Raw genomic sequence first — 18,648 nt, 5'->3', positions numbered from 1 at the left:
CCGCCCAATTAAAGCCGGCCGGCCCGTGCCGACCTTTCCGGTATCTCGGAGTCCGACGCCGCGGGGGAGAATCGACGGGCGCGACGCGGATCGGGCGCGGGCTCGTGCGAACCGTTAACAGCGTCCGGCTGTAACTCCGGGTATGGGAACACAAGGTCCGCGCGGCGAGTCCCCCGAGCTGGAGGATCTGCTGGCGGAGGTCCCGGACGGGGTCTGGCAGTACCTCGCGCTCGGCGTCGCCCTCCTCGTCGGGGTCGCCCTCCTCGGGCAGAGCCTCGTCTTCGGCGTCGCGGCGCTCGCGGTGCTTCTGGCGGCCGTCACGGTCGTCAGCGCCGTCGAGATCGTCGACGCCTACGACAAGGAGGCGCTCACCGTCTTCGGCGAGTACCGCAAGCTGCTGGACCCGGGCGTTCACATCATCCCGCCGTTCGTCTCGCGGACGTACGCGTTCGACATGCGGACGCAGACGATCGACGTGCCGAGCCAGTCGGCGATCACGCGCGACAACTCGCCGGTGACCGCCGACGCCGTCGTTTACATCAAGGTGATGGACGCGAAGAAGGCGTTCTTAGAGGTCGACGACTACAAGAACGCCGTCTCGAACCTCGCGCAGACCACGCTCCGCGCCGTCATCGGCGACATGGAGCTCGACGACACGCTCTCGCAGCGGGAGCTCATCAACGACCGGATCAACGAGGAGCTGGACGAGCCCACCGACGAGTGGGGGATCCGCGTCGAGGCCGTTGAGGTCCGCGAGGTGAGCCCGTCACAGGAGGTCCAGCGCGCGATGGAGCAACAGACCGGCGCCGAGCGCCGCCGGCGCGCGATGATCCTCGAAGCGCAGGGGGAACGCCGCTCCGCCGTCGAGCAGGCGGAGGGTGACAAGCAGTCGAACATCATCCGCGCACAGGGGGAGAAGCAGTCCCAGATCCTCGAAGCGCAGGGGGACGCCATCTCGACCGTGCTGCGGGCGCGGTCCGCCGAGTCGATGGGCGAGCGCGCCATCATCGAGCGCGGCATGGAGACGCTCGAAGAGATCGGTAAGGGCGAGTCCACCACCTTCGTCCTCCCGCAGGAGCTGACGAGTCTGGTCGGCCGCTACGGCAAGGCCCTCTCCGGCTCCGACGTCCAGGAGATGGAGGGGCTCGAAAGCAAGGAGTTCGACGCGGAGACGGAGCAGATGCTCGGCTTGGAGGACATCGAGTCCGCGTTGGAGGAGCTCGACAGCTACTCCGACGAGAACCTCTCGGCGAGCCGCGACGGCGAGGAGATCCCGGACGCCGAGGTGGAGGAGTTCGAGGTCGACGAGGCCGACATCGACCTCGAAACGGAGAGCGAGCGGCCGAGCGATTAGGCCGGGAGCGGGGTCGCGGCCGCGCGACGGGGCGCGTTCTCAGGGCCGCCAGCGCTCGGGGTCGACCGCCCAGAGCAGGCCGACGGCGACCGCACCGCCGAGGCCGCCGGTGGCCAGCGAGACGGGGTCAGAGGCCCCGGCCGCGAGCGCCGCGAGCAGCAGGACCGCGCCGGCGAGGAGCGCGGCCGTGTCCTCGGTCGTCGTCGCGCGGATCACCGGTGCCACGGCGCCCCCGGCGACGACGCCGGTCGCGACGGTGCCGGGTGCCCCGGCGACGGCGGCAGCGAGCGCGGCGGGATCGGCCAGCACCGGGAGGATCGCCGCGGGCGCGGCGGCGACGCCGGCGACGAGCGCGAACGCGGCGACGCCGCCGAGCGCCGGCGCGAGGAGGGCCGCGCGCGCCGACAGGTCGGCGCTCGCGAGCGCGGCCGCGCCGCCGATCAGGAGCACCGCTCCGACCGCGAGGAGCGGCGGCGTGGCGAGGAACGAGTACGGGGTGGGAGCGATGAGCGACACGGAGTCGGTCGCCGATTCGGGCGGGACCGTGGGCGCGAGAGAGACCGTCGCCGCGAACACGGCCAGCGACGCGACGAGGAGGGCCGAGCCGAGGAGCCGACTGCGGAGTGACATGGTCGGGGAGAGACGTTCCGGCCACAAAACGATCGCGGGACGGAGGCGCGGTCGGTGGGGAAGGCGAGGCGATCCCGACCGTCAGATCGTGATCCCGGCGCGGCCGTCCCCGATGACGACGATCGCCCGCTCCGGCGGGCCGCGCTCGTCCGAGAGCCGCAACAGGAGCGTCTTGACCACCGGGTCGTCGGTCTCGACCTCGCCGCGGACCCCGCTCTGGTCGACCGCGATCCGGAGCGAGTGGTCGCCCGTCCGGCTGATCCCGCCGAGCCGGAGCTTGACCTCGGGCGCCGTGAGCCGCTGGGCGATCACCAGCACCGCGTCGCCGCCGTCGTCGACGAAGTCGGTGCGCTCGACGAACTCGCGGGACTCGGTCGCGTCGGGCGTGAGCGCGCCGCGGGCCGCGGCGACGGAGCGGAAGGAGGCCGCGTGCGTCACCAGCTCCTCGGGGCGGTCGAGGACGCTCCGGCCGTCGACCAACGGGTTCCCGTCGATGAACCGGCTCCGCACGCCGAGGTCGCGGGGGGTGGAGGCGGCGACGTCGTGGAGGCGGTCGACGCACCCGGCGGTGGCGACGGCGAACGTTCCGGCGACCACCGCGCGACGGTACACGATCGCGAGTGTGACACACCAGGGTAAAAACCCCGCCGTCGTAGTGACGCGGACTGAGAATCGGAGCGGCGGTCCGCGGTCGGCGGGCCGCGACCCGCTATTCGTCCATCGCGGGCGCCGGGACGCCCTCGTCGCCCGCGTCGATTTCGAAGGCGCGCCGCAGCTCCGCGATCCGGTCGCGGATGTCCGCCGCCAGCTCGAACTCCAGGTTGCTCGCGGCCTCGTCCATGCGGTCTTCGAGCGCCTCGATCTGCGCTCTCGCCTCGTCTTCGCTCTCCACGTCGCCGACGCTGACGTTCGAGGTGTCCGTCTTCGAGCCGGGGAGGTTCGTCTCGCTGACCGGCTTGTCGATGGTGGTCGCCTCGTAGCCGTGTTCCTCGTTGTACTCCAGTTGGATCTCGCGGCGGCGCTGGGTCTCGTCGATCGCTTCCTCCATCGAGTCGGTGGTCTCGTCGGCGTAGAGGACGACCTCGCCGTTGACGTTGCGGGCGGCCCGTCCCATCGTCTGGACGAGGGTGGTGGTGGAGCGCAGGAACCCCTCCTGGTCGGCGTCGAGGATGGCGACGAGGCTCACCTCCGGGATGTCGAGCCCCTCGCGCAGCAGGTTGATCCCGACGAGCACGTCGATGTTGCCGAGCCGGAGGTCGCGGATGATCTCGTGGCGTTCGAGGGTGTCCGTCTCGTCGTGCATGTACGCCACGTCGACGCCGGCCTCCTCGAGGTACTCCGTGAGGTCCTCGGCCATCCGCTTGGTGAGCGTGGTGACGAGGACGCGCTCGTCGCGCTCGATCCGGTCGTCGACGCGCTCCAAGAGGTCGTCGACCTGCCCCGTCGCGTCGGTCACCTCCACCTTCGGGTCGACGAGGTGCGTCGGGCGGACGATCTGCTCGACGATCCGGTCGGAGGTCTCGCGCTCGTAGTCGCCGGGCGTCGCCGAGACGTAGAGGGTGCGGTCCGTCTTCTCCTCGAACTCCTCGAACGTCAGGGGGCGGTTGTCGTAGGCGGTCGGGAGCCGGAACCCGTTCTCGACCAGCGAGTCCTTCCGCGACTTGTCGCCCTCGTACTGCCCTTTGATCTGGGGGATCGTCTGGTGGGACTCGTCGACGACCGTGAGGAAGTCGTCGGGGAAGTAATCGAGCAGGGTGTAGGGGGCGTCGCCCGACTCGCGGTCGTCCATGTGGACCGAGTAGTTCTCGATCCCCGAGCAGTAGCCCGCCTCGCGAAGCATCTCGATGTCGAAGGTGGTTCGCTCCTCGATGCGCTGGGCCGCCACGAGGTCGCCCTGCCGCTCGAAGTAGCTGACCCGCTTCTCCATCAGGTCCTCGATCTCGGCGATCGCCTGTTCCAGCTTGTCGTCCGGGATCGAGTAGTGCTCCGCCGGGTGGAGCATCACCGCCGGCTCCTCGCTCACGACCTCGCCGTGCATCGGGTCGACCTTGATCATCCGGTCGATCTCGTCGCCCCACAGCTCCACCCTGACGGCGTACCGGCCGTACATCGGGTAGATCTCGACTGTGTCGCCGCGCACGCGGAACGTGCCCTGCGTGAAGTCCACGTCGTTGCGCTCGTAGTTCAGGTCGACGAGCCGGGTGAGCAGCTCCTCGCGGCCGATCCGCTCGCCGACCTCCAAGCGCAGCGCCATGTCGCGGTAGTTCTGGGGGTCCCCGAGCCCGTAGATGGCCGAGACGGAGGCGACGACGATCACGTCGTCCCTGGTGAGCAGCGAGCGCGTCGCGGAGTGGCGGAGGCGGTCGATCTCCTCGTTGATCGACATCTCCTTGTCGATGAATGTGTCCGTCTGCTCGACGTACGCCTCCGGCTGGTAGTAGTCGTAGTAGGAGACGAAGTACTCGACGGCGTTGTCCGGGAACAGCTCGCGGAACTCCTCGTACAGCTGGGCCGCGAGCGTCTTGTTGTGGGCCAAGACGAGCGTCGGCTGGTCGAGCTCCTCGGCGACCCACGAGACGGTGTTCGTCTTCCCGGACCCCGTCACGCCGAGGAGCGTCTGCTTCTCGGCGCCCGACTCGAACCCCTCGACCAGCCCCTCGATGGCCTCGGGCTGGTCGCCCGCGGGCTCGAACGGGGCGTCGACGCGGAGGGGGCGGTCGACGGTCGGGCGGTCCTCCGAGAGGGGGGAGTCGGCGTCGCTCACGATACGCGTCGTTGGGCGGCGATACACTTGAGCGGCGCGCTCAGGCGGCCGGTCCGCGGCGGGTTCGTCGCGTTTCGGTGGAAAGCACTTACGGCTTCCGTGCGAATTCGGGGTCGTGAAACGAAGGGCCCTCCTCGCCTGTGCGCTGCCCGCGGCCATCGCGGGCTGTGCCGGTGACGCGCTGCTCGGTAGAGACGAGGAACCGGGCGGTGGCGAAAGCGAGTCTAGTGGTGGAAGCGACGGGTCCGACGGCGAGGGCAACGAGACGAGTGACAGCGGAGGCGACGACGTGGAGGCGGGGTACACGGTCGGCGTCGAAGCGCCGGTGTCGGACCCGGGCGACAGTGTGGTCTGCGAGTTCGAGTCGCTCCCGGACGCGGCACGGGAGGAGTTCGAGGCCGCGATCGAGGGGGTCGACTTCGAGACCGACGACCGCGGGTATTACTCGTCGGAGAACTCCCCGGCGCTGTTGAACACGGACTGTTACAACGCCTACATCGCGTACGAGGACGAATACTACTGGGTCAGCGTCGACGCAGTGGGCGGGTGAGTTCCCTCGTAGCGGTGCGATCGGCTCGAATCCTCTCTCAGCCGATTCGAGGCTCGTCCAAGGGTCGGCACCAACGTCGGGCGGGGACAGACGGTTAACCGACTGTTCGGGGACAAGAGCCATCACCGAGCGGTCGGAACGCTGGATCGTGTCCCTCCAACTCACGCCCGTCGTCGCCGTCGGTGTCCTCTGCTTCCTGCTCGTCTGGGTCGCCATCGGCGCGTGGGTCAACTTCGACGCCCACGCCCGCGGAAGCGACCATCCGGGTGTCTGAGGCGTCCTCGCGCCGCTCTCGGGGATCGTACTGTTGTACTACCTGCTGTGGTGGCGCCCCGGACGGGGCCGCCGGTATCCCCCGTCACGGTGGGAGCGAGGGGCGGCCGCCGTCGCAGTCGCCGGTCCCGCGGGGCTGGTCGCCGCGAGCCTCGTCTCGCCGCCCGACCCGGCCTCGCAGTTGACCGTCTGGCCGGTCGCGTTCGCCGGCTGTCTCCCCCTCGCGTACTTGGTGGTCGGGAGGAGGTTCGACGCGACCGGCGGCTCGCCTATGAATAATCGATTGTAGATCGACGGCAGACACCCCAAAGCGCCGGTCGCTCGCTCACAAACGGCCGCTCACGGACCGGCCGCGAACACCTCCAAAGCCCCAGCCGCGGGGGCCGCGTACACTCGCTGTGCTCCTCACTCGGTCACTCACTCCGTTCGCTCCCTCGTTGCGGTGCTTACTTCGTCTACGCTGGCCCCGCGACTGCCCCTTCGAGTCCCGCCCCTCCGGAAGACGGTCCTGCTCGCTCACTCCGTTCGCTGCGCGGGCAGCGACTTCCGTGCTCCCGCTCGCTGCGCTCGCGGGAACGCACAGCCCCGCACCTCACGCCTCCCCAGCCTCGTCACCGGACTACGTCCGGTTTCAAGCGAGAGCTTCGCTCTCGCCCTGTCGCTCACTTCGTTCTCCAGTGAGGGACCGAAGGTCCCTCTGGCAGCCGGGCGGAGCCCGACGACCTCGCGCGTGCTCCTCGCGCTCCGGACGAAAACGTTTCCCCCTGTCCCCGCGAGGCGTGGCGTATGCGCATCGCCGTCCCCAACAAGGGCCGCCTACACGAGCCGACGCTCTCGCTGTTGGAGCGCGCCGGGCTCCACGTCGAGGAGACCGCCGACCGCCAGCTGTACGCCGACACCGTCGACGAGGACGTGACGGTGCTGTTCGCGCGGGCGGCCGATATCCCGGAGTACGTCCGGGACGGCGCCGCCGACCTCGGCGTCACCGGCCTCGACCAGGCGGCCGAGTCGGGCGGCGTCGTCGGCTCCGCGGACGAGGCGGCCGACGGCGACCTCGTCGACCTGCTCGACCTGGGCTACGGCTCCTGTAAGCTCGTCCTCGCGGCGCCGGAGGACGGCGACGTGGCGGCCGTCGAGGACATTGCCGGACGGACGGTCGCCACCGAGTTCCCGAGCGTCACGGAGGCGTACCTCGACCGCGTGGGCGTCGACGCCGACGTGGTCACCGTGACGGGCGCGACCGAACTCACGCCGCACGTCGACATGGCCGACGCCATCGTCGACATCACCTCGACGGGGACGACGCTGAAGGTGAACCGCTTGGCCGTGATCGACGACGTGCTCGACTCCTCGGTGCGGCTGTTCGCCCGCCCGGACGTGGTCGACGGCCCGAAAGTCGAGCAGGTGCTGACCGCCTTCGAGTCGGTCCTCGCGGCGGACGGCCGCCGCTACCTGATGATGAACGCCCCGAAGGCGCGGCTCGACGAGGTGAAGGACGTGATCCCCGGGCTCGGAGGGCCGACCGTGATGGACGTCGAGGCCGACGAGAACGGCAACGGGATGGTCGCGGTCCACGCCGTCGTCGACGAGCGCGACGTGTTCGAGACCATCTCGGAGCTGCGCTCGGTGGGCGCGACCGGCATCCTCGTCACGGAGATCGAACGGCTCGTGGAGTGAGGCCGGGACGGGGCCCTACTCGTCGTCGATCAGCCGCTCCTTCTCGGCGCGCGACAGCGACTTGACGGCGTGCTCCCGCGACATCGCCGCCGACCGCGAGTCGAACGACTCGACGTGACGCAGCGTTACGGGGGTCCGACCGCGGGTGTACTTCGCGCCCTCTCCGGCGTCGTGTTCGGCGACGCGGCGCTCGACGTCGGTCGTGTACCCGGTGTAGAGGGTGCCGTCGGCGCACTCGATCACGTACACGTAGTGGTCGGCCACGAACGGCCGTGCGAGCGCGAGCGCAAAGTGAGTAGGGATGTGCCCGGCGGGGGGACCCGGACGGAGCCGCCGCTCCCCGTGCGCTCGGTCTCACACCGGCGGTTCGGCGGTCAGTCCCCGGTTCGCGTCCGCTCGCGAGACACCTCGGCGATGCCCGCGTTCGCGGAGCACTTCGGGCACGCGTTCAGGTCGCCGTGCTCGTCCGCGAAGACGCGCGCGAAGCGGTCCGAGACGTGCGACCCGCAGTGGTCACAGCGTGGCATGTGATGCCGACGTGCGTCGGCACCATTGGTAGGGGCTGGACGAACAAATACCCTTTCTCGGGCCCGTCGACTTCCGGTATTCGCGCGTTTAATGCGAGCCGAGATCCGGGCCGGAGCCCGCGGTCGGCGGGCCCCCCTACTCGGCCCGGGCCGCGTCGACCGCGCGGGCGATCAGGCCGGCCTGCGCGCCGGCGACGAACCCGGCGTCGACGTTGACGGTTGTGAGCACGGAGCACGACTGGAGCGCGCCCTCCAGCGCCGCGACCCCCTCGCCGCCGACCCCGTAGCCGGTCGAGACCGGGGCGGCGATCACGGGGGCGTCGACGAGGCCGGCGACGACGGTCGGGAGGGCGCCCTCGCGGCCGGCCGCGACCACGACCGCGTCGGCCTCGCGGACCCGGTCGACCTGGTCGAGGATCCGGTCGAGGTTGGCGACCCCCACGTCGTCGACCCGGTCGACCGCGGCCCCGACCTCGCGGGCGACGACCGCCGCCTCGCCGGCGACCGCCGCGTCCGCGGTGCCGGCGGCCACGACCGCGACCGCGGCGTCGAGCGACGGCGGCTCGAAGTCGGCCGCGTGGACGACGACGGTGCCCGCGCGGTCGTCGCGGTCGACCGTCGCGTCCGCCTCGACGTCGCCGACCGCCGCCGCGACCGCGGACGCGGCGGCCTCGTCCGCGCGGGTCACGAGCGCCCGGCCGGTGGTGTCGAGCGCCGTGGTCGCCAGCGCGGCGACCCCCGCGGGCGTCTTCCCCTCCGCGAGGATCGCCTCGGGGATCCCGCGCCGCCGCTCGCGGGCGGCGTCGAACCGCCCCGCGTCCGTGGTCGCGTAGCCCGCGAGCCGCGACTCCGCCTCCTCGATCCCGATGTCGCCCGCCTCGAGCGCCGCCAGCGTCTCTCGCATGGACGGTGGTGCGCGGCGGCCCCGGTCGAACCTGTCGGTTCGGGTCCGGCCCGCCGCGCGCCGACTTCGGCCGGGGGCGGAGCGGGCCCCCGGGCGTCACGCGACGGGGGACGCGGCCCGAGCGAGGCCGGACCGACCCGGGGTCAGCGGCGGTTCCGAGCGTCGTTGAGGCGGAGCGCGGACGAGAATCCCACAAGGCTTATAAGCGACTATCCTCGCAACCCCCCGCGAACCGGCGTCACGGCGCCCCTCGCGGGCGAATTCAGGAACTCTTATTAACCATCACCGGGTAGGCCCGATCGCATGGCAGACCTCATTGTCAAAGCGGCCGTCAAGGAAGCCCTGGACGACAAGAACGTCGCTTCGGACTTCTACGACGCGCTGGACGACGAAGTGGACGAGCTGCTCGAAGACGCCGCGCGCCGCGCCGAGGCCAACGACCGGAAGACGGTCCAGCCGCGCGACCTGTAAGGCGGACCCGTTTCCGTTCCACTTTATTTGGACGCCGACCGGCCAGCGGCCGCGCCGTCGCTCGCGTCGCCGCTCGGCGACGGTTCAGACCTCGTCGACCCGGACGCCGGACTCCGTACCGACGTGAACCTCGTCCGCGAGCCCGACGAAGAGCCCGTGCTCGACGACGCCCGGGACCGCCGACAGCGTCGCCGACAGGGCGGCCGGGTCGGCGATCTCGCCGAACGCGCAGTCCGTCACGAGGTTCCCGTTGTCCGTCACGACGGGCCCGTCCTTCCGCTCCGCGCGGCGCAGCGTCGGCTCCCCGCCCGCGTCTCGCACCGCCGCGGCGACCGCGGTCCGCCCCGCTGACAGCACCTCGACCGGCACCGACCGGTCCAGTCGCGGCGACTCCTTCGAGGGGTCGGCGACGACGAGGAAGCGGTCCGCGGCGGCGTCGACGAGCTTCTCGCGGGCGTGGGCCGCGCCGCCCCCCTTGATCAGCGCGCCGCCGGAGAGGGGGTCGTCGCCCGCGGCGCCGGTGGCCACCTGATCGGCGCCGTCGATCGCGACGTCGATCCCCGGGCCCTCGGGCCCGACCGCGTCGGGGAGATCGAGGAGCGGAATCCCCGCCTCGGCCGCGAGTTCGCGGCTCGCGAAGGAGGTGGGGACGCCGCGCACGTCGAGGCCGGCGTCGGCCCGCTCGCCGAGGCGCCGGATGGCGTGCGCCGCGGTCGACCCGGTCCCCAGCCCGACCACGTCCCCGTCGGTCACCGCCTCGGCCGCCGACTCGCCGGCGCGTCGCTTCGCCGCGTCGCTCCCGCCGCTCGTCTTCATGTGGTCGAGTGCGTGCGGCGGCGTTGAAAAGGCGTCGGGGAGGAAGACGGCGGGGCAGAGAGGGCGATACGAGGCGGAGACGGCGGGACGGGGCGGGCGGGACCGCTCACTCCAACCGGTCCAGCACCGCCTCCGCGTCGTAGGCGAGGGAGAGCTCGCGAGAGCGGCCGCGGCCGTCGACGTCGGCGTACTCGGCGTCGATCACGCCGAGCTGGTCGAGCTTGTTGATGATCTCCGAGTAGCGGGTGTAGCCGAGGTCGGTCGCGTCGTTGAAGGCGTCGTACACCGCGCCGGCGCGCTCGCCGTCGTGTTCGGCGAGGACGCGGACGAGGTCGCGCTCGGAGTCGGAGAGGCCGCGGAGCGACCGCGAGAGGTGGACGTGCTTCGACTTGTCGTAGGCGTCCTCGACGTCCGCCTCCGAGACCGTCTTCGAGGCGCGCATCTCGGCGTTGAGTCCCGCCCGGCGCAGGAGGTCGATCCCGACACGGAGGTCGCCGCTCTCGGCGGTGAGGTCCGCGACGCGCTCCAGTTCGGCGTCGCCGATGACCCCCTCGTGGAAGCCGCGCTTGGCGCGCTCCGCGAGGATGTCGTAGATCTCGGTCGCGTCGTAGACCGGGAAGTACACCTCCTCGGGGCGGAAGACGGACTGGACCCGGGTGTCGAGGTCGTCGATCACGTCGAGCCCGAGGTCGGAGGAGACGACGATGACGCCGATCTTCGCGCCGGAGTGCGCCTCGTGGGCCCGCAGGAGCGAGTAGAGGGTGTCGGAGGCTTCGTTCTCGTAGAACAGGTAGTTCACGTCGTCTAAGGCGACGACGAGGACCTCGTCCTCCTCGACGAGCCGGTCCGTGATCTGTCCGAACAGCTTCTTGAACGAGATTCCCGAGGAGGGGGGCTCGTACTCGAATATCCCTTCGAACAGCCGGGAGAACACCGCGTAGCGCGTGGAGTCGACCTGGCAGTTGACGCGGACCGTGCGCACCTCGGTACGGGCGCCGAGCTCGCCGAACAGCTTCTGGACCGCGGTGGTCTTGCCGGTCCCGGGCGGGCCGCGGACCATCGTGTTGAGGGGGCGGGAGCCGCGGACCGCGGGGCGGAGCGCGTACTTCAGGTTCTCCAGCTGGCTCTCCCGGTGGCGGAACGTCTCGGGGACGTGGTCGATCTCGAACACCGACTCGTCGCGGAACACGGACTCGTCCCACGAGAGCATGTCCCCGGCGTCCCCGGTCATGCGAGTACCACGAGAGGCCGCGCACTTAACCGTTGCCCGGCGCCGGGGCGAAACTGAAACTTGTCGCGCGAGCCCCGGAGAGAATCGATTCCGCCGATCGGTCGTTCACTCTCGGTCCGGCGGGATCCCCGCCGCGCTCGCCGCCGATCACCTCGCGTCGCCGCGGCGCAGCACCAGCACGTGCCGCGTCAGCGAGCGGTGGACCCGGCGCTCGAACGCCGCGTCGACCGTCCAGCCGGCGGCGCGGGCGGGGGCGCGCCAGTCGCGGTCCGCGACCAGCACCGCGCGCGGCGCGACCCGGGCGGCCTCGTCGAGCGCGCCCCCGACGAGGTCCGCCAGTTCGTGGCGAGCGATCTTCGACTGCCGGCCGTACGGGGCGTCGAACGCGACGCCGTCGACGGCGTCGTCGGGGAGGGGGAGCGCGGTCGCGTCGCCGCGCGCGACGTGCCAGTCGGGGGACCCCTCGCCGCCGGCCTCGCCCAGGTACTCGCGGAGGTTCCGCCGCGCGCCGCGGACCATCTTCGCCTGCGCGTCGCAGGCGACGGCGTCGGCGCCGACGAGGCCGGCCTCCAGCGGGAGGCCGCCGGTGCCGCACATCGGGTCGAGGAGGGTCCGGCCCGGGGCCGCGCCCGCGAGGTTGGCGTAGGCGCGGGCGTCGGCCGGAGCCATGCTCCCCGGCTGGAAGAAGGGGCGGTCGGTGGGGTCCGGCGCGAAGTCGCGGGCCGCCTCGACCGCGACCCAGCCGAGGGCGCACAGGTCCGCGTCGCCGCCGTCCGCGCCGGCCACCGCGTCGTGCTCGGCGCGCGGGCCGGCCGCGAACAGCGCGCGGAGGACGTGGTCCGGGTCGTCGAGGTCGACCTCGAACCCGCGGTCGACGAGGACGCCGCCGAGCGCGCGCTCGGCCGCCCCCGTCGAGACGCCGGAGGTGGCCCGGACGTCGCGGGCGCGAACCGCCACGCTCCCGGATCGGTCGAGCGACGCGGCCCGGAGCGCGGCGGCCGCGGCGTCGACGTCGGCGTCCGTCCGCGCGATCGCCTCGTGCGCGGCGCGAGTGTACGCGAGCCGGCCGGCGTGATCGGGATCGATCCCGCCGGTGCGCGCGACTCCCGGCGCGAGGAGGTCGACGCCGGTCGCGGCGGTCGCGGCCTCGCGGGCCGCGAAGGCGTCCGTCTCGCCGGCGAGTTCGAGCCAGTACACGCCGACGGCTCCGCGCGGCGGCGGCAATAGCGTGGCGGTTCCGGCCGGCCACCATTTAAGTGCGTTCGGGCGAGAATCGAGGTGATGACGGCCGACCCGAAGGAGACGATCACCGTAGAGAACGTCGTTGCCTCCACGGGGATCGGACAGGAACTCGATCTCCAGAGCGTCGCGATGGACCTCGAGGGCGCCGACTACGACCCAGAGCAGTTCCCCGGGCTCGTCTACCGGACCACGGACCCGAAATCGGCCGCGCTGATCTTCCGGTCGGGGAAGATCGTCTGTACGGGGGCGAACTCGATCGAGGCGGTCCACGAGAGCCTCGACACCGTGTTCGGGGAGCTCCGCGCGCTCCAGATCCCGATCGAGGACCCGGAGATAACGGTCCAGAACATCGTCACCTCGGCCGACCTCGGCGAGAGCCTGAACCTGAACGCGATCGCGATCGGCCTCGGCTTGGAGCACATCGAGTACGAGCCGGAGCAGTTCCCCGGGCTCGTCTACCGCCTCGACGAGCCGGAGGTCGTCGCGCTGCTGTTCGGCAGCGGCAAGGTCGTCGTCACCGGCGGCACCAGCGCCGACGACGCGGCCGCCGCCGTCGACGTGATCGTCGAGGAGCTGAACGGGCTCGGACTGCTGGGGTGACGCCGCGACCCCGCGACGGGAGCGGGACCGACGCGGCCGCGTTCCGCGACCACTTTTAGTCGTCGCCCCGTAGACCGACCATGCTCTTACAGACGGTGACGCCGGTCTCCGTGCTCGGGACGACCGTCCTGTTGGCGCTGTTCCTCTCCGTGACCGCGCACATCGCGGCCCGGAACGTCCTCGGCGACGTCGACCCCCGGCGCGCCCTCTACGTCGGGCCCCTGCCCGCCGTGATCAGCGTCGTCGGGAACGCGTTCGAACTCTCCGGGGCGCTCATCCTCCTCGCGGCGCTCCTCGTCGACGGGACGATGTTCTGGTGGAGCTACGAGCAGCCGCGGCGGACGGTGCTCGCGATGACGCTGATCCACGGCGTGGTCACGACGCTGCTCAGCGGGCTCCTGCTCTTGGCCTCGATCCTGATCGCGTCGATGCCGGGGTAGGGTCGCCGGCGGTCCTCGCGAACGACCGCGGCGCGGCGGCGGCGGACCCCGCCCGCGACCGCCTCACGGCGACGGCGGCTGGCCGTCGTAGGCGTCGTGGTCCTGGTAGAAGTTCAGCATCGCGAACTTCAGCTTCGTCGGGTCGACGTCGAGCAGCTCCTCGCGCTCCTCGGGCGGGAACGCGGACCGAACCGAGTACTTCCCCATGTCGGCGGTCGTGTAGCGGCGGTCCGCGAGGATTCGAACCCCGAAGTCGTCGGGCCCGCGGATCACGCGCCCGAGCGCCTGCCGCGTCTTGCGGATCGTCGGGATCTCGACCGCGTAGGTCCACCCCGGGTCGCGGGCGCGGTCGCGGTCCGCGAACGCCCGGTCGTAGGCGTCCTGAACGGCCTGGGTGCGGTCCGAGAGGTGCGGGTACGGGACGCCCACGACGACGACCGTGCGGGCGTCGTCGCCGTCGAAGCTCACCCCCTCGCCGAGCGTCCCCCACAGCGACGTGAACAGCGCGGCGCCGTCGCTCTCGACGAACTCGCTGCGGAGCCGCTCCTCGTCCACGCCCGGGCCGTCGAGGTAGACGGTTCCGAGGTCGGCCGCGCCCGCCTTGCCGGAGCCCTCGGCGACGCCGCCGGACGCCGCCCCGCCCGGGCCGGTGAGCCGCTCGTGGTAGCGCTCGGCCTCCGCGTACGAGGGGAAGAAGGCGAGCGCGTTGCCCGGAGTGAATCGGATCGCGTCGCGGAGCAGCGACGACACCGCCTCTTGGGTCTCCGGGTCGTTGCGGTCCGAGGCGAAAAGCGGCGGCACGTCGGCGGCGAACGTCCGGCGGTTCGCCTCGGGGTAGCCCATCTCGTAGGCCATCGACGCGACGTCCTCCAACCCCAGCACGTCCTCGGTCACGTCGAACGGGCGCAGCGTCGCACTCATCAGGACCGAGGCGGCCACCTCGTCGAACAGCTCGCCGGTGACGCTCCGCGGGATACAGGTGTACAGCTCCGCCCGCCCGTACACCTCGTCTGTGCCCGCGTCGCGCCGGACGGAGACCACCGGGTACTGGCCAAACTCGGCCCCCTCGTCCATCCACGTCGCGACGAACCGGGCGGCCGCGAGCGTCTGCGACTCCGAGCGGGTCGTCGCCTCGCCGTCGCGGTAGCGGCGCTCGTACTCCTCGTCTATCGCCTGGCCGAGCTGGACGGCGAGCTCGGCCTCGGCGTCGATCCCTCGCCCCTCGTAGTTGCGGAGGAACGCCAGCGTGAGGTCGTCGCGGCGGTCGTCGTTGGCGATCGAGACGTCCTCCCAGTTCTCGTCGACTCCGCCGAACCCGAGCCCGTCCTCGTAGGTCTCGACGAGGGCGTCGCGGAAGGCGCGGAGGACGTTCTCCGCGGGCTCGGCGCGGGAGTCGTCGCTGTCGGCCAGCTCGTCGAGCGCGGCGTCTAAGGTGTTCTCGGTCAGCGTCCGGGTGGCGTGGTCGCGCGCGGCGTCCTCGATGTTGTGCGCCTCGTCGAAGACGGTGATTATCTCGCTCGGGTCGCGGTCGATCCAGCGGAAGAACTGCTCGCGGATGTTCGGGTCGAGGAGGTGGTGGTAGTTACAGACGACGAGGTCGACGCCCTCCATTCCCTCCTTCAGCAGCTCGTAGCCGCACAGCTCGCGCTCGTCGGCGTACGCGTACACGTCTTCGGGGGTCCGGACGTCCTCGAACAGCCAGCCGAAGAACTCGTCGGTGTCGCGGGTGAGGTTGTTCCGGTAGTGTTCGCAGACGTTCGCGGCCTCGTACTCGTCGAGCTCGCCCTCCAGCTCGTCGAGCTCGTCCATGATCGCCTCGCGGGCCTCCGCGGCGCTCGCGTCGCCCTCGCGGCTCTCGGCTAACAGCTCGCGCTGTCGCGACTCCAGTTCGCGGACCTCCGACTCCGTCTCGACCATCTCGCGGGTGGTGTCCCGGAGGGTCTGACACTCCTGATAGTCGACGTCGATGTGGCACATCGACGACTTCCCCTTGAAGACGACGGCGCGGATCGGCTCCTCGCGGGTGATGGCGCGGGCGTCCTCGACGAACTGCCGCATCTGCTGGTGGACGTTGGTCGTGATGACGACCGTGCGGTCGTGCTCGCGGGCGTGTTCCAGGGCGGGCACGAGCGCGGAGAGCGTCTTGCCCGTCCCGGGCGCCCCCTCGAACAGCACGTCCTGCCCCCGGTCTAACGCGTTGGCGACCCTGTCCATCGCCTCGCGCTGGTTCGGGTAGGGCTCCTCGTACGGGAAGAACCGCAGGTGCGGCGACTCTGACACGGGGTGGGGTTCGGCGCCACCGGCCAAAAGGGGTGGGGTGGCGAGGCGGAAGTGGTCCGGCGGGGGCGAGCCGATTTTAGTCCGTATTTGAGGCTTCAACAAATATATATTTCTTTGGGGTCGGTGCGAGCGAGTCGCATTATTCCGGCATCTATCACCGGTTCTCAGGCCACCTCGGTAGTGACATGGCCACAGAAACTGCGACTGCGACCGACGTACCGACCGAGACCGGACGCTGGCAGGCGGGCGTGACCGGCGGCATCGTCGGAGCGCTCGCCTTCGGCGCGATGATGTCGATACTGACGCCCGGCGTCCTCGAGATGGGGATCCCGGCGATGTACGGCATCGCGGGGCCCGCCGGCGCCCTCGGCTGGGTGATCCACGTGTCCCACGGCGCGATCATCGGTCTCGGACTCGTCGCGATCGCGAGCCTGAGACCCGCTCTCGGCGACTCGATCGGGACAGGCGTCGGCGCCGGCGCGGGCTACGGCCTCGTCGTGTGGGTCGCGCTCGCCGTCGTCGTGATGCCGATCTGGCTGGGCGCCGTTGGCTTCGCGGGCGCGCCTCCGCTGCCGAACGTCGGAGTCGAGAGCCTCGTCGGCCACGTCGTCTACGGCGCAGTCCTCGGGGGCGTCTACTCGGCGATGGCGAACTGACCGCTGCGACGGGACCCCATTTTTAACCCCTCGTATCGCCGATCCGTAGCAACGAATGTTCGACGAGATCCTCGAGAAGTTCGAGGGGTCACCCAGCCAGCAGGCGGTGATCCGGCTGTTCCTGGAGCGCGGCTTCTCGGTCAACGAGGAGGGTCGGGTCGTCTCCGGCGGGATCGAGATCCCGTACACCGGCATCGCGCGCGAGCTCGACGTCGACCGCCGCGTCGTCGACTCGACGACGGACGCGATCCTGGCCGACCCCGAGCTGAAGCGCATCTTCACCAACATCTCGTCGGTACCGAGCCTGATGGACTTAGCGCCCGTCCTGGACCTCACGGTGCTCACCATCGAGGTCGCGGCCGCCGACGAGGCCGGGATCGTCGCCGAGGTGACCGGAATCTTAGCCGACCGTGGCGTCTCGATCCGACAGGTGCTGAGCGAGGACCCCGAGTTCACCGACGACCCGAAGCTGTACGTGATCACCGACGCCGACCTGTCGGGTGACCTGCTCGTGGAGATCCGCGACCTCGACTACGTCCGCCGCGTCGGCTTCTGAGGCCCCCTCGGTCGGCGTCACGTCCTTTTCGCGGCGGCGACGCCCGAGGCGCGCACCCGCCGCGGCGGCGCCCCTCCGACCAGTTTCACCGGCCCGTCGGGGCGTCCGCTCCGGCGAGTCCGTTCGAGAGCGAGCGAACCGCGAGCGAGCGGACTCGCCGCGTCCGTTTCACTTTCACTCGGGTGTAAACCAGTCTTTATACCCGATGGCGAACAAGGACCGTGTACATGCCTGAAGACGAACTCGAGGACCTCCCCGGCGTCGGCCCGGCGACCGCGGACAAGCTCGTGGACAACGGATTCGAGAGCTACCAGTCGATCGCGGTCGCGAGCCCCGGCGAGATGTCCAACACCGCCGACATCGGCGAGTCGTCCGCCGCGGACATCATCAACGCCGCCCGCGACGCCGCCGACGTGGGCGGGTTCGAGACGGGCGCGAGCGTGCTTGAGCGCCGCCAGGAGATCGGCAAGCTCTCCTGGCAGATCGACGAGGTCGACGACCTCCTCGGCGGCGGCATCGAGACCCAGTCGATCACCGAGGTGTACGGCGAGTTTGGGTCCGGCAAGTCGCAGGTCACCCACCAGATGGCGGTCAACGTCCAGCTGGAGCCGGAGAACGGCGGCCTCGACGGCGGCTGTATCTTCGTCGACTCCGAGGACACGTTCCGCCCGGAGCGGATCGACGACATGGTCCGGGGGCTCGACGACGAGATCCTCGCCGACGAGATGGAGCGCCGCGAGATCGAGGGCACGCCCTCGGACGAGGAGGCGTTAGCGGCGCTCGTCGAGGCGTTCCTCGACCAGATTCACGTCGCGAAGGCGTTCAACTCCAACCACCAGATCCTCCTCGCCGAGAAGGCGAAGGAGCTTGCCGGCGAACACGAGGAGACGGAGTGGCCGATCCGGATCGTCTGCGTCGACTCGCTCACCGCGCACTTCCGCGCGGAGTACGTCGGCCGCGGCGAGCTCGCCGAGCGACAGCAGAAGCTCAACAAGCACCTCCACGACCTGATGCGCCTCGGCGACCTGTACAACACCGCCATCCTCGTCACCAACCAGGTCGCGTCGAACCCGGACTCCTACTTCGGCGACCCGACCCAGGCGATCGGCGGCAACATCCTCGGGCACGCCTCCACCTTCCGGATCTACCTCCGGAAGTCGAAGGGCGACAAGCGGATCGTCCGCCTCGTCGACGCGCCGAACCTCGCCGACGGTGAGGCCGTGATGCGCGTCCAGAACGAGGGGCTGAAGCCCGAGTGACCGGCGGGTCGGTCTCCCCGCGGGCGGCGCGTCGGGCGGGCGGCTCGCGCGGATCGGACGGGCGGTCGCCCGACCGCGCGGCCGGTTGACGAACGTCAACTTTCTTCGAACGCCGCCGAAACGCCCGATATCGACAGGTAGGGGGCCTTTTTCACCGGTAGACGCGATTTGGCTGTGGCGATTTTTGCCACGACCGCCCGCGCCTCGGCGCGATGCGCCGGATTCCACCCGATCGGCGGTGAAATAGCAACTTTTTGATAATACGTCCGTTCGGTTCTCTCGCAACGATTGCCGCGGAATCTCGCGTTAAACATCCTTATATTACATATCTTCGTCTTTATATCTGACGTGCGGCGTATTATCAAACGCATTTTTTGAGAAACCCAACTCGAACGTTTATATGTGGGCGTTCCCGGGA

The 18,648-nt window shown here is 70.6% G+C and carries 20 protein-coding genes; 10 read left to right on the top strand and 10 right to left on the bottom strand.

Annotation, left to right across the window (positions count from 1 at the left end; all coding sequences use genetic code 11):
- Nucleotides 1–142: 142 nt before the first annotated feature.
- Nucleotides 143–1,354: an SPFH domain-containing protein gene (locus DVK06_RS08130; RefSeq protein WP_121599936.1), complete on the top strand. Its 1,212-nt coding sequence runs from the start codon at nt 143–145 to the stop codon at nt 1,352–1,354.
- A 39-nt stretch (nt 1,355–1,393) separates the two neighbouring features.
- Here the strand turns inward: DVK06_RS08130 and DVK06_RS08125 are convergent, their stop codons facing one another.
- The 3 genes from DVK06_RS08125 to uvrB form a co-directional block, all read right to left on the bottom strand.
- Nucleotides 1,394–1,984 (bottom strand): hypothetical protein, encoded by a 591-nt coding sequence (locus DVK06_RS08125; protein WP_121599935.1) that lies wholly within the window; start codon nt 1,982–1,984, stop codon nt 1,394–1,396.
- An 81-nt stretch (nt 1,985–2,065) separates the two neighbouring features.
- Nucleotides 2,066–2,596, bottom strand: coding sequence for a hypothetical protein (locus DVK06_RS08120; RefSeq protein ID WP_121599934.1), 531 nt, complete (start codon nt 2,594–2,596; stop codon nt 2,066–2,068).
- A 97-nt stretch (nt 2,597–2,693) separates the two neighbouring features.
- The gene (uvrB, locus tag DVK06_RS08115) at nt 2,694–4,748 is read right to left on the bottom strand and encodes an excinuclease ABC subunit UvrB (RefSeq protein ID WP_121599933.1); all 2,055 of its coding nucleotides are present in this window, start codon (nt 4,746–4,748) and stop codon (nt 2,694–2,696) included.
- Nucleotides 4,749–4,863: 115 nt separating this feature from the next.
- Between uvrB and DVK06_RS18210 the strand changes: the two genes are divergently transcribed.
- From DVK06_RS18210 to hisG, 3 genes are all read left to right on the top strand, one after another.
- Complete coding sequence (locus DVK06_RS18210) at nt 4,864–5,298, top strand: hypothetical protein (RefSeq protein ID WP_147438055.1); 435 nt, start codon at nt 4,864–4,866, stop codon at nt 5,296–5,298.
- Nucleotides 5,299–5,446: 148 nt separating this feature from the next.
- Entirely contained in the window at nt 5,447–5,572 is a 126-nt protein-coding gene (locus tag DVK06_RS19575) for a hypothetical protein (protein WP_255410361.1), read from the top strand.
- Between the two features lie 785 nt (nt 5,573–6,357).
- Nucleotides 6,358–7,248, top strand: coding sequence for an ATP phosphoribosyltransferase (gene hisG, locus DVK06_RS08100; RefSeq protein ID WP_053770365.1), 891 nt, complete (start codon nt 6,358–6,360; stop codon nt 7,246–7,248).
- A gap of 15 nt (nt 7,249–7,263) precedes the next feature.
- Here hisG and DVK06_RS08095 read toward each other — a convergent pair whose 3' ends face one another.
- From DVK06_RS08095 to larB, 3 genes are all read right to left on the bottom strand, one after another.
- A complete protein-coding gene (locus tag DVK06_RS08095; RefSeq protein ID WP_053770364.1) occupies nt 7,264–7,512 on the bottom strand; it encodes a GIY-YIG nuclease family protein in 249 nt (82 codons plus the stop codon).
- Between the two features lie 110 nt (nt 7,513–7,622).
- Nucleotides 7,623–7,775, bottom strand: coding sequence for a hypothetical protein (locus DVK06_RS18935; RefSeq protein WP_004599353.1), 153 nt, complete (start codon nt 7,773–7,775; stop codon nt 7,623–7,625).
- A gap of 136 nt (nt 7,776–7,911) precedes the next feature.
- A complete protein-coding gene (gene larB, locus DVK06_RS08090) occupies nt 7,912–8,679 on the bottom strand; it encodes a nickel pincer cofactor biosynthesis protein LarB (RefSeq protein WP_121599931.1) in 768 nt (255 codons plus the stop codon).
- A gap of 303 nt (nt 8,680–8,982) precedes the next feature.
- Between larB and DVK06_RS08085 the strand changes: the two genes are divergently transcribed.
- Complete coding sequence (locus DVK06_RS08085) at nt 8,983–9,150, top strand: DUF1931 family protein (protein ID WP_004047560.1); 168 nt, start codon at nt 8,983–8,985, stop codon at nt 9,148–9,150.
- 84 nt (nt 9,151–9,234) lie between these two features.
- On the opposite strand, the gene rpiA is transcribed toward DVK06_RS08085, so the two are convergent.
- The 3 genes from rpiA to DVK06_RS08070 form a co-directional block, all read right to left on the bottom strand.
- Nucleotides 9,235–9,966: a ribose-5-phosphate isomerase RpiA gene (rpiA, locus tag DVK06_RS08080; protein WP_121599930.1), complete on the bottom strand. Its 732-nt coding sequence runs from the start codon at nt 9,964–9,966 to the stop codon at nt 9,235–9,237.
- A 106-nt stretch (nt 9,967–10,072) separates the two neighbouring features.
- A complete protein-coding gene (locus tag DVK06_RS08075) occupies nt 10,073–11,197 on the bottom strand; it encodes an ORC1-type DNA replication protein (RefSeq protein WP_053770361.1) in 1,125 nt (374 codons plus the stop codon).
- Between the two features lie 147 nt (nt 11,198–11,344).
- The gene (locus DVK06_RS08070; RefSeq protein ID WP_121599929.1) at nt 11,345–12,394 is read right to left on the bottom strand and encodes a methyltransferase domain-containing protein; all 1,050 of its coding nucleotides are present in this window, start codon (nt 12,392–12,394) and stop codon (nt 11,345–11,347) included.
- An 84-nt stretch (nt 12,395–12,478) separates the two neighbouring features.
- On the opposite strand from DVK06_RS08070, the gene DVK06_RS08065 reads away from it, so the two are divergent.
- A complete protein-coding gene (locus DVK06_RS08065) occupies nt 12,479–13,039 on the top strand; it encodes a TATA-box-binding protein (protein WP_053770359.1) in 561 nt (186 codons plus the stop codon).
- Nucleotides 13,040–13,119: 80 nt separating this feature from the next.
- Nucleotides 13,120–13,479 carry a hypothetical protein gene (locus DVK06_RS08060; protein WP_121599928.1) on the top strand — a complete coding sequence of 120 codons (360 nt, stop codon included), beginning with the start codon at nt 13,120–13,122 and terminating at the stop codon, nt 13,477–13,479.
- Between the two features lie 63 nt (nt 13,480–13,542).
- Here the strand turns inward: DVK06_RS08060 and DVK06_RS08055 are convergent, their stop codons facing one another.
- Nucleotides 13,543–15,759, bottom strand: coding sequence for an ATP-dependent DNA helicase (locus tag DVK06_RS08055; protein WP_121599927.1), 2,217 nt, complete (start codon nt 15,757–15,759; stop codon nt 13,543–13,545).
- Nucleotides 15,760–15,944: 185 nt separating this feature from the next.
- Between DVK06_RS08055 and DVK06_RS08050 the strand changes: the two genes are divergently transcribed.
- From DVK06_RS08050 to radA, 3 genes are all read left to right on the top strand, one after another.
- Nucleotides 15,945–16,415 carry a histidine kinase gene (locus tag DVK06_RS08050; protein ID WP_121599926.1) on the top strand — a complete coding sequence of 157 codons (471 nt, stop codon included), beginning with the start codon at nt 15,945–15,947 and terminating at the stop codon, nt 16,413–16,415.
- Nucleotides 16,416–16,470: 55 nt separating this feature from the next.
- The gene (locus DVK06_RS08045; RefSeq protein ID WP_053770355.1) at nt 16,471–16,971 is read left to right on the top strand and encodes an ACT domain-containing protein; all 501 of its coding nucleotides are present in this window, start codon (nt 16,471–16,473) and stop codon (nt 16,969–16,971) included.
- A gap of 227 nt (nt 16,972–17,198) precedes the next feature.
- Nucleotides 17,199–18,230 carry a DNA repair and recombination protein RadA gene (gene radA / locus DVK06_RS08040; RefSeq protein ID WP_053770354.1) on the top strand — a complete coding sequence of 344 codons (1,032 nt, stop codon included), beginning with the start codon at nt 17,199–17,201 and terminating at the stop codon, nt 18,228–18,230.
- Nucleotides 18,231–18,648 lie beyond the last annotated feature (418 nt).

The sequence above is a fragment of the Halorubrum sp. Atlit-28R genome, assembly GCF_003665955.1.
Classification (GTDB): Archaea; Halobacteriota; Halobacteria; order Halobacteriales; family Haloferacaceae; genus Halorubrum; species Halorubrum tropicale.
The sequence above is the reverse complement of the archived record's forward strand: the minus strand, read 5'-3'. Positions and strand labels throughout refer to the sequence as shown.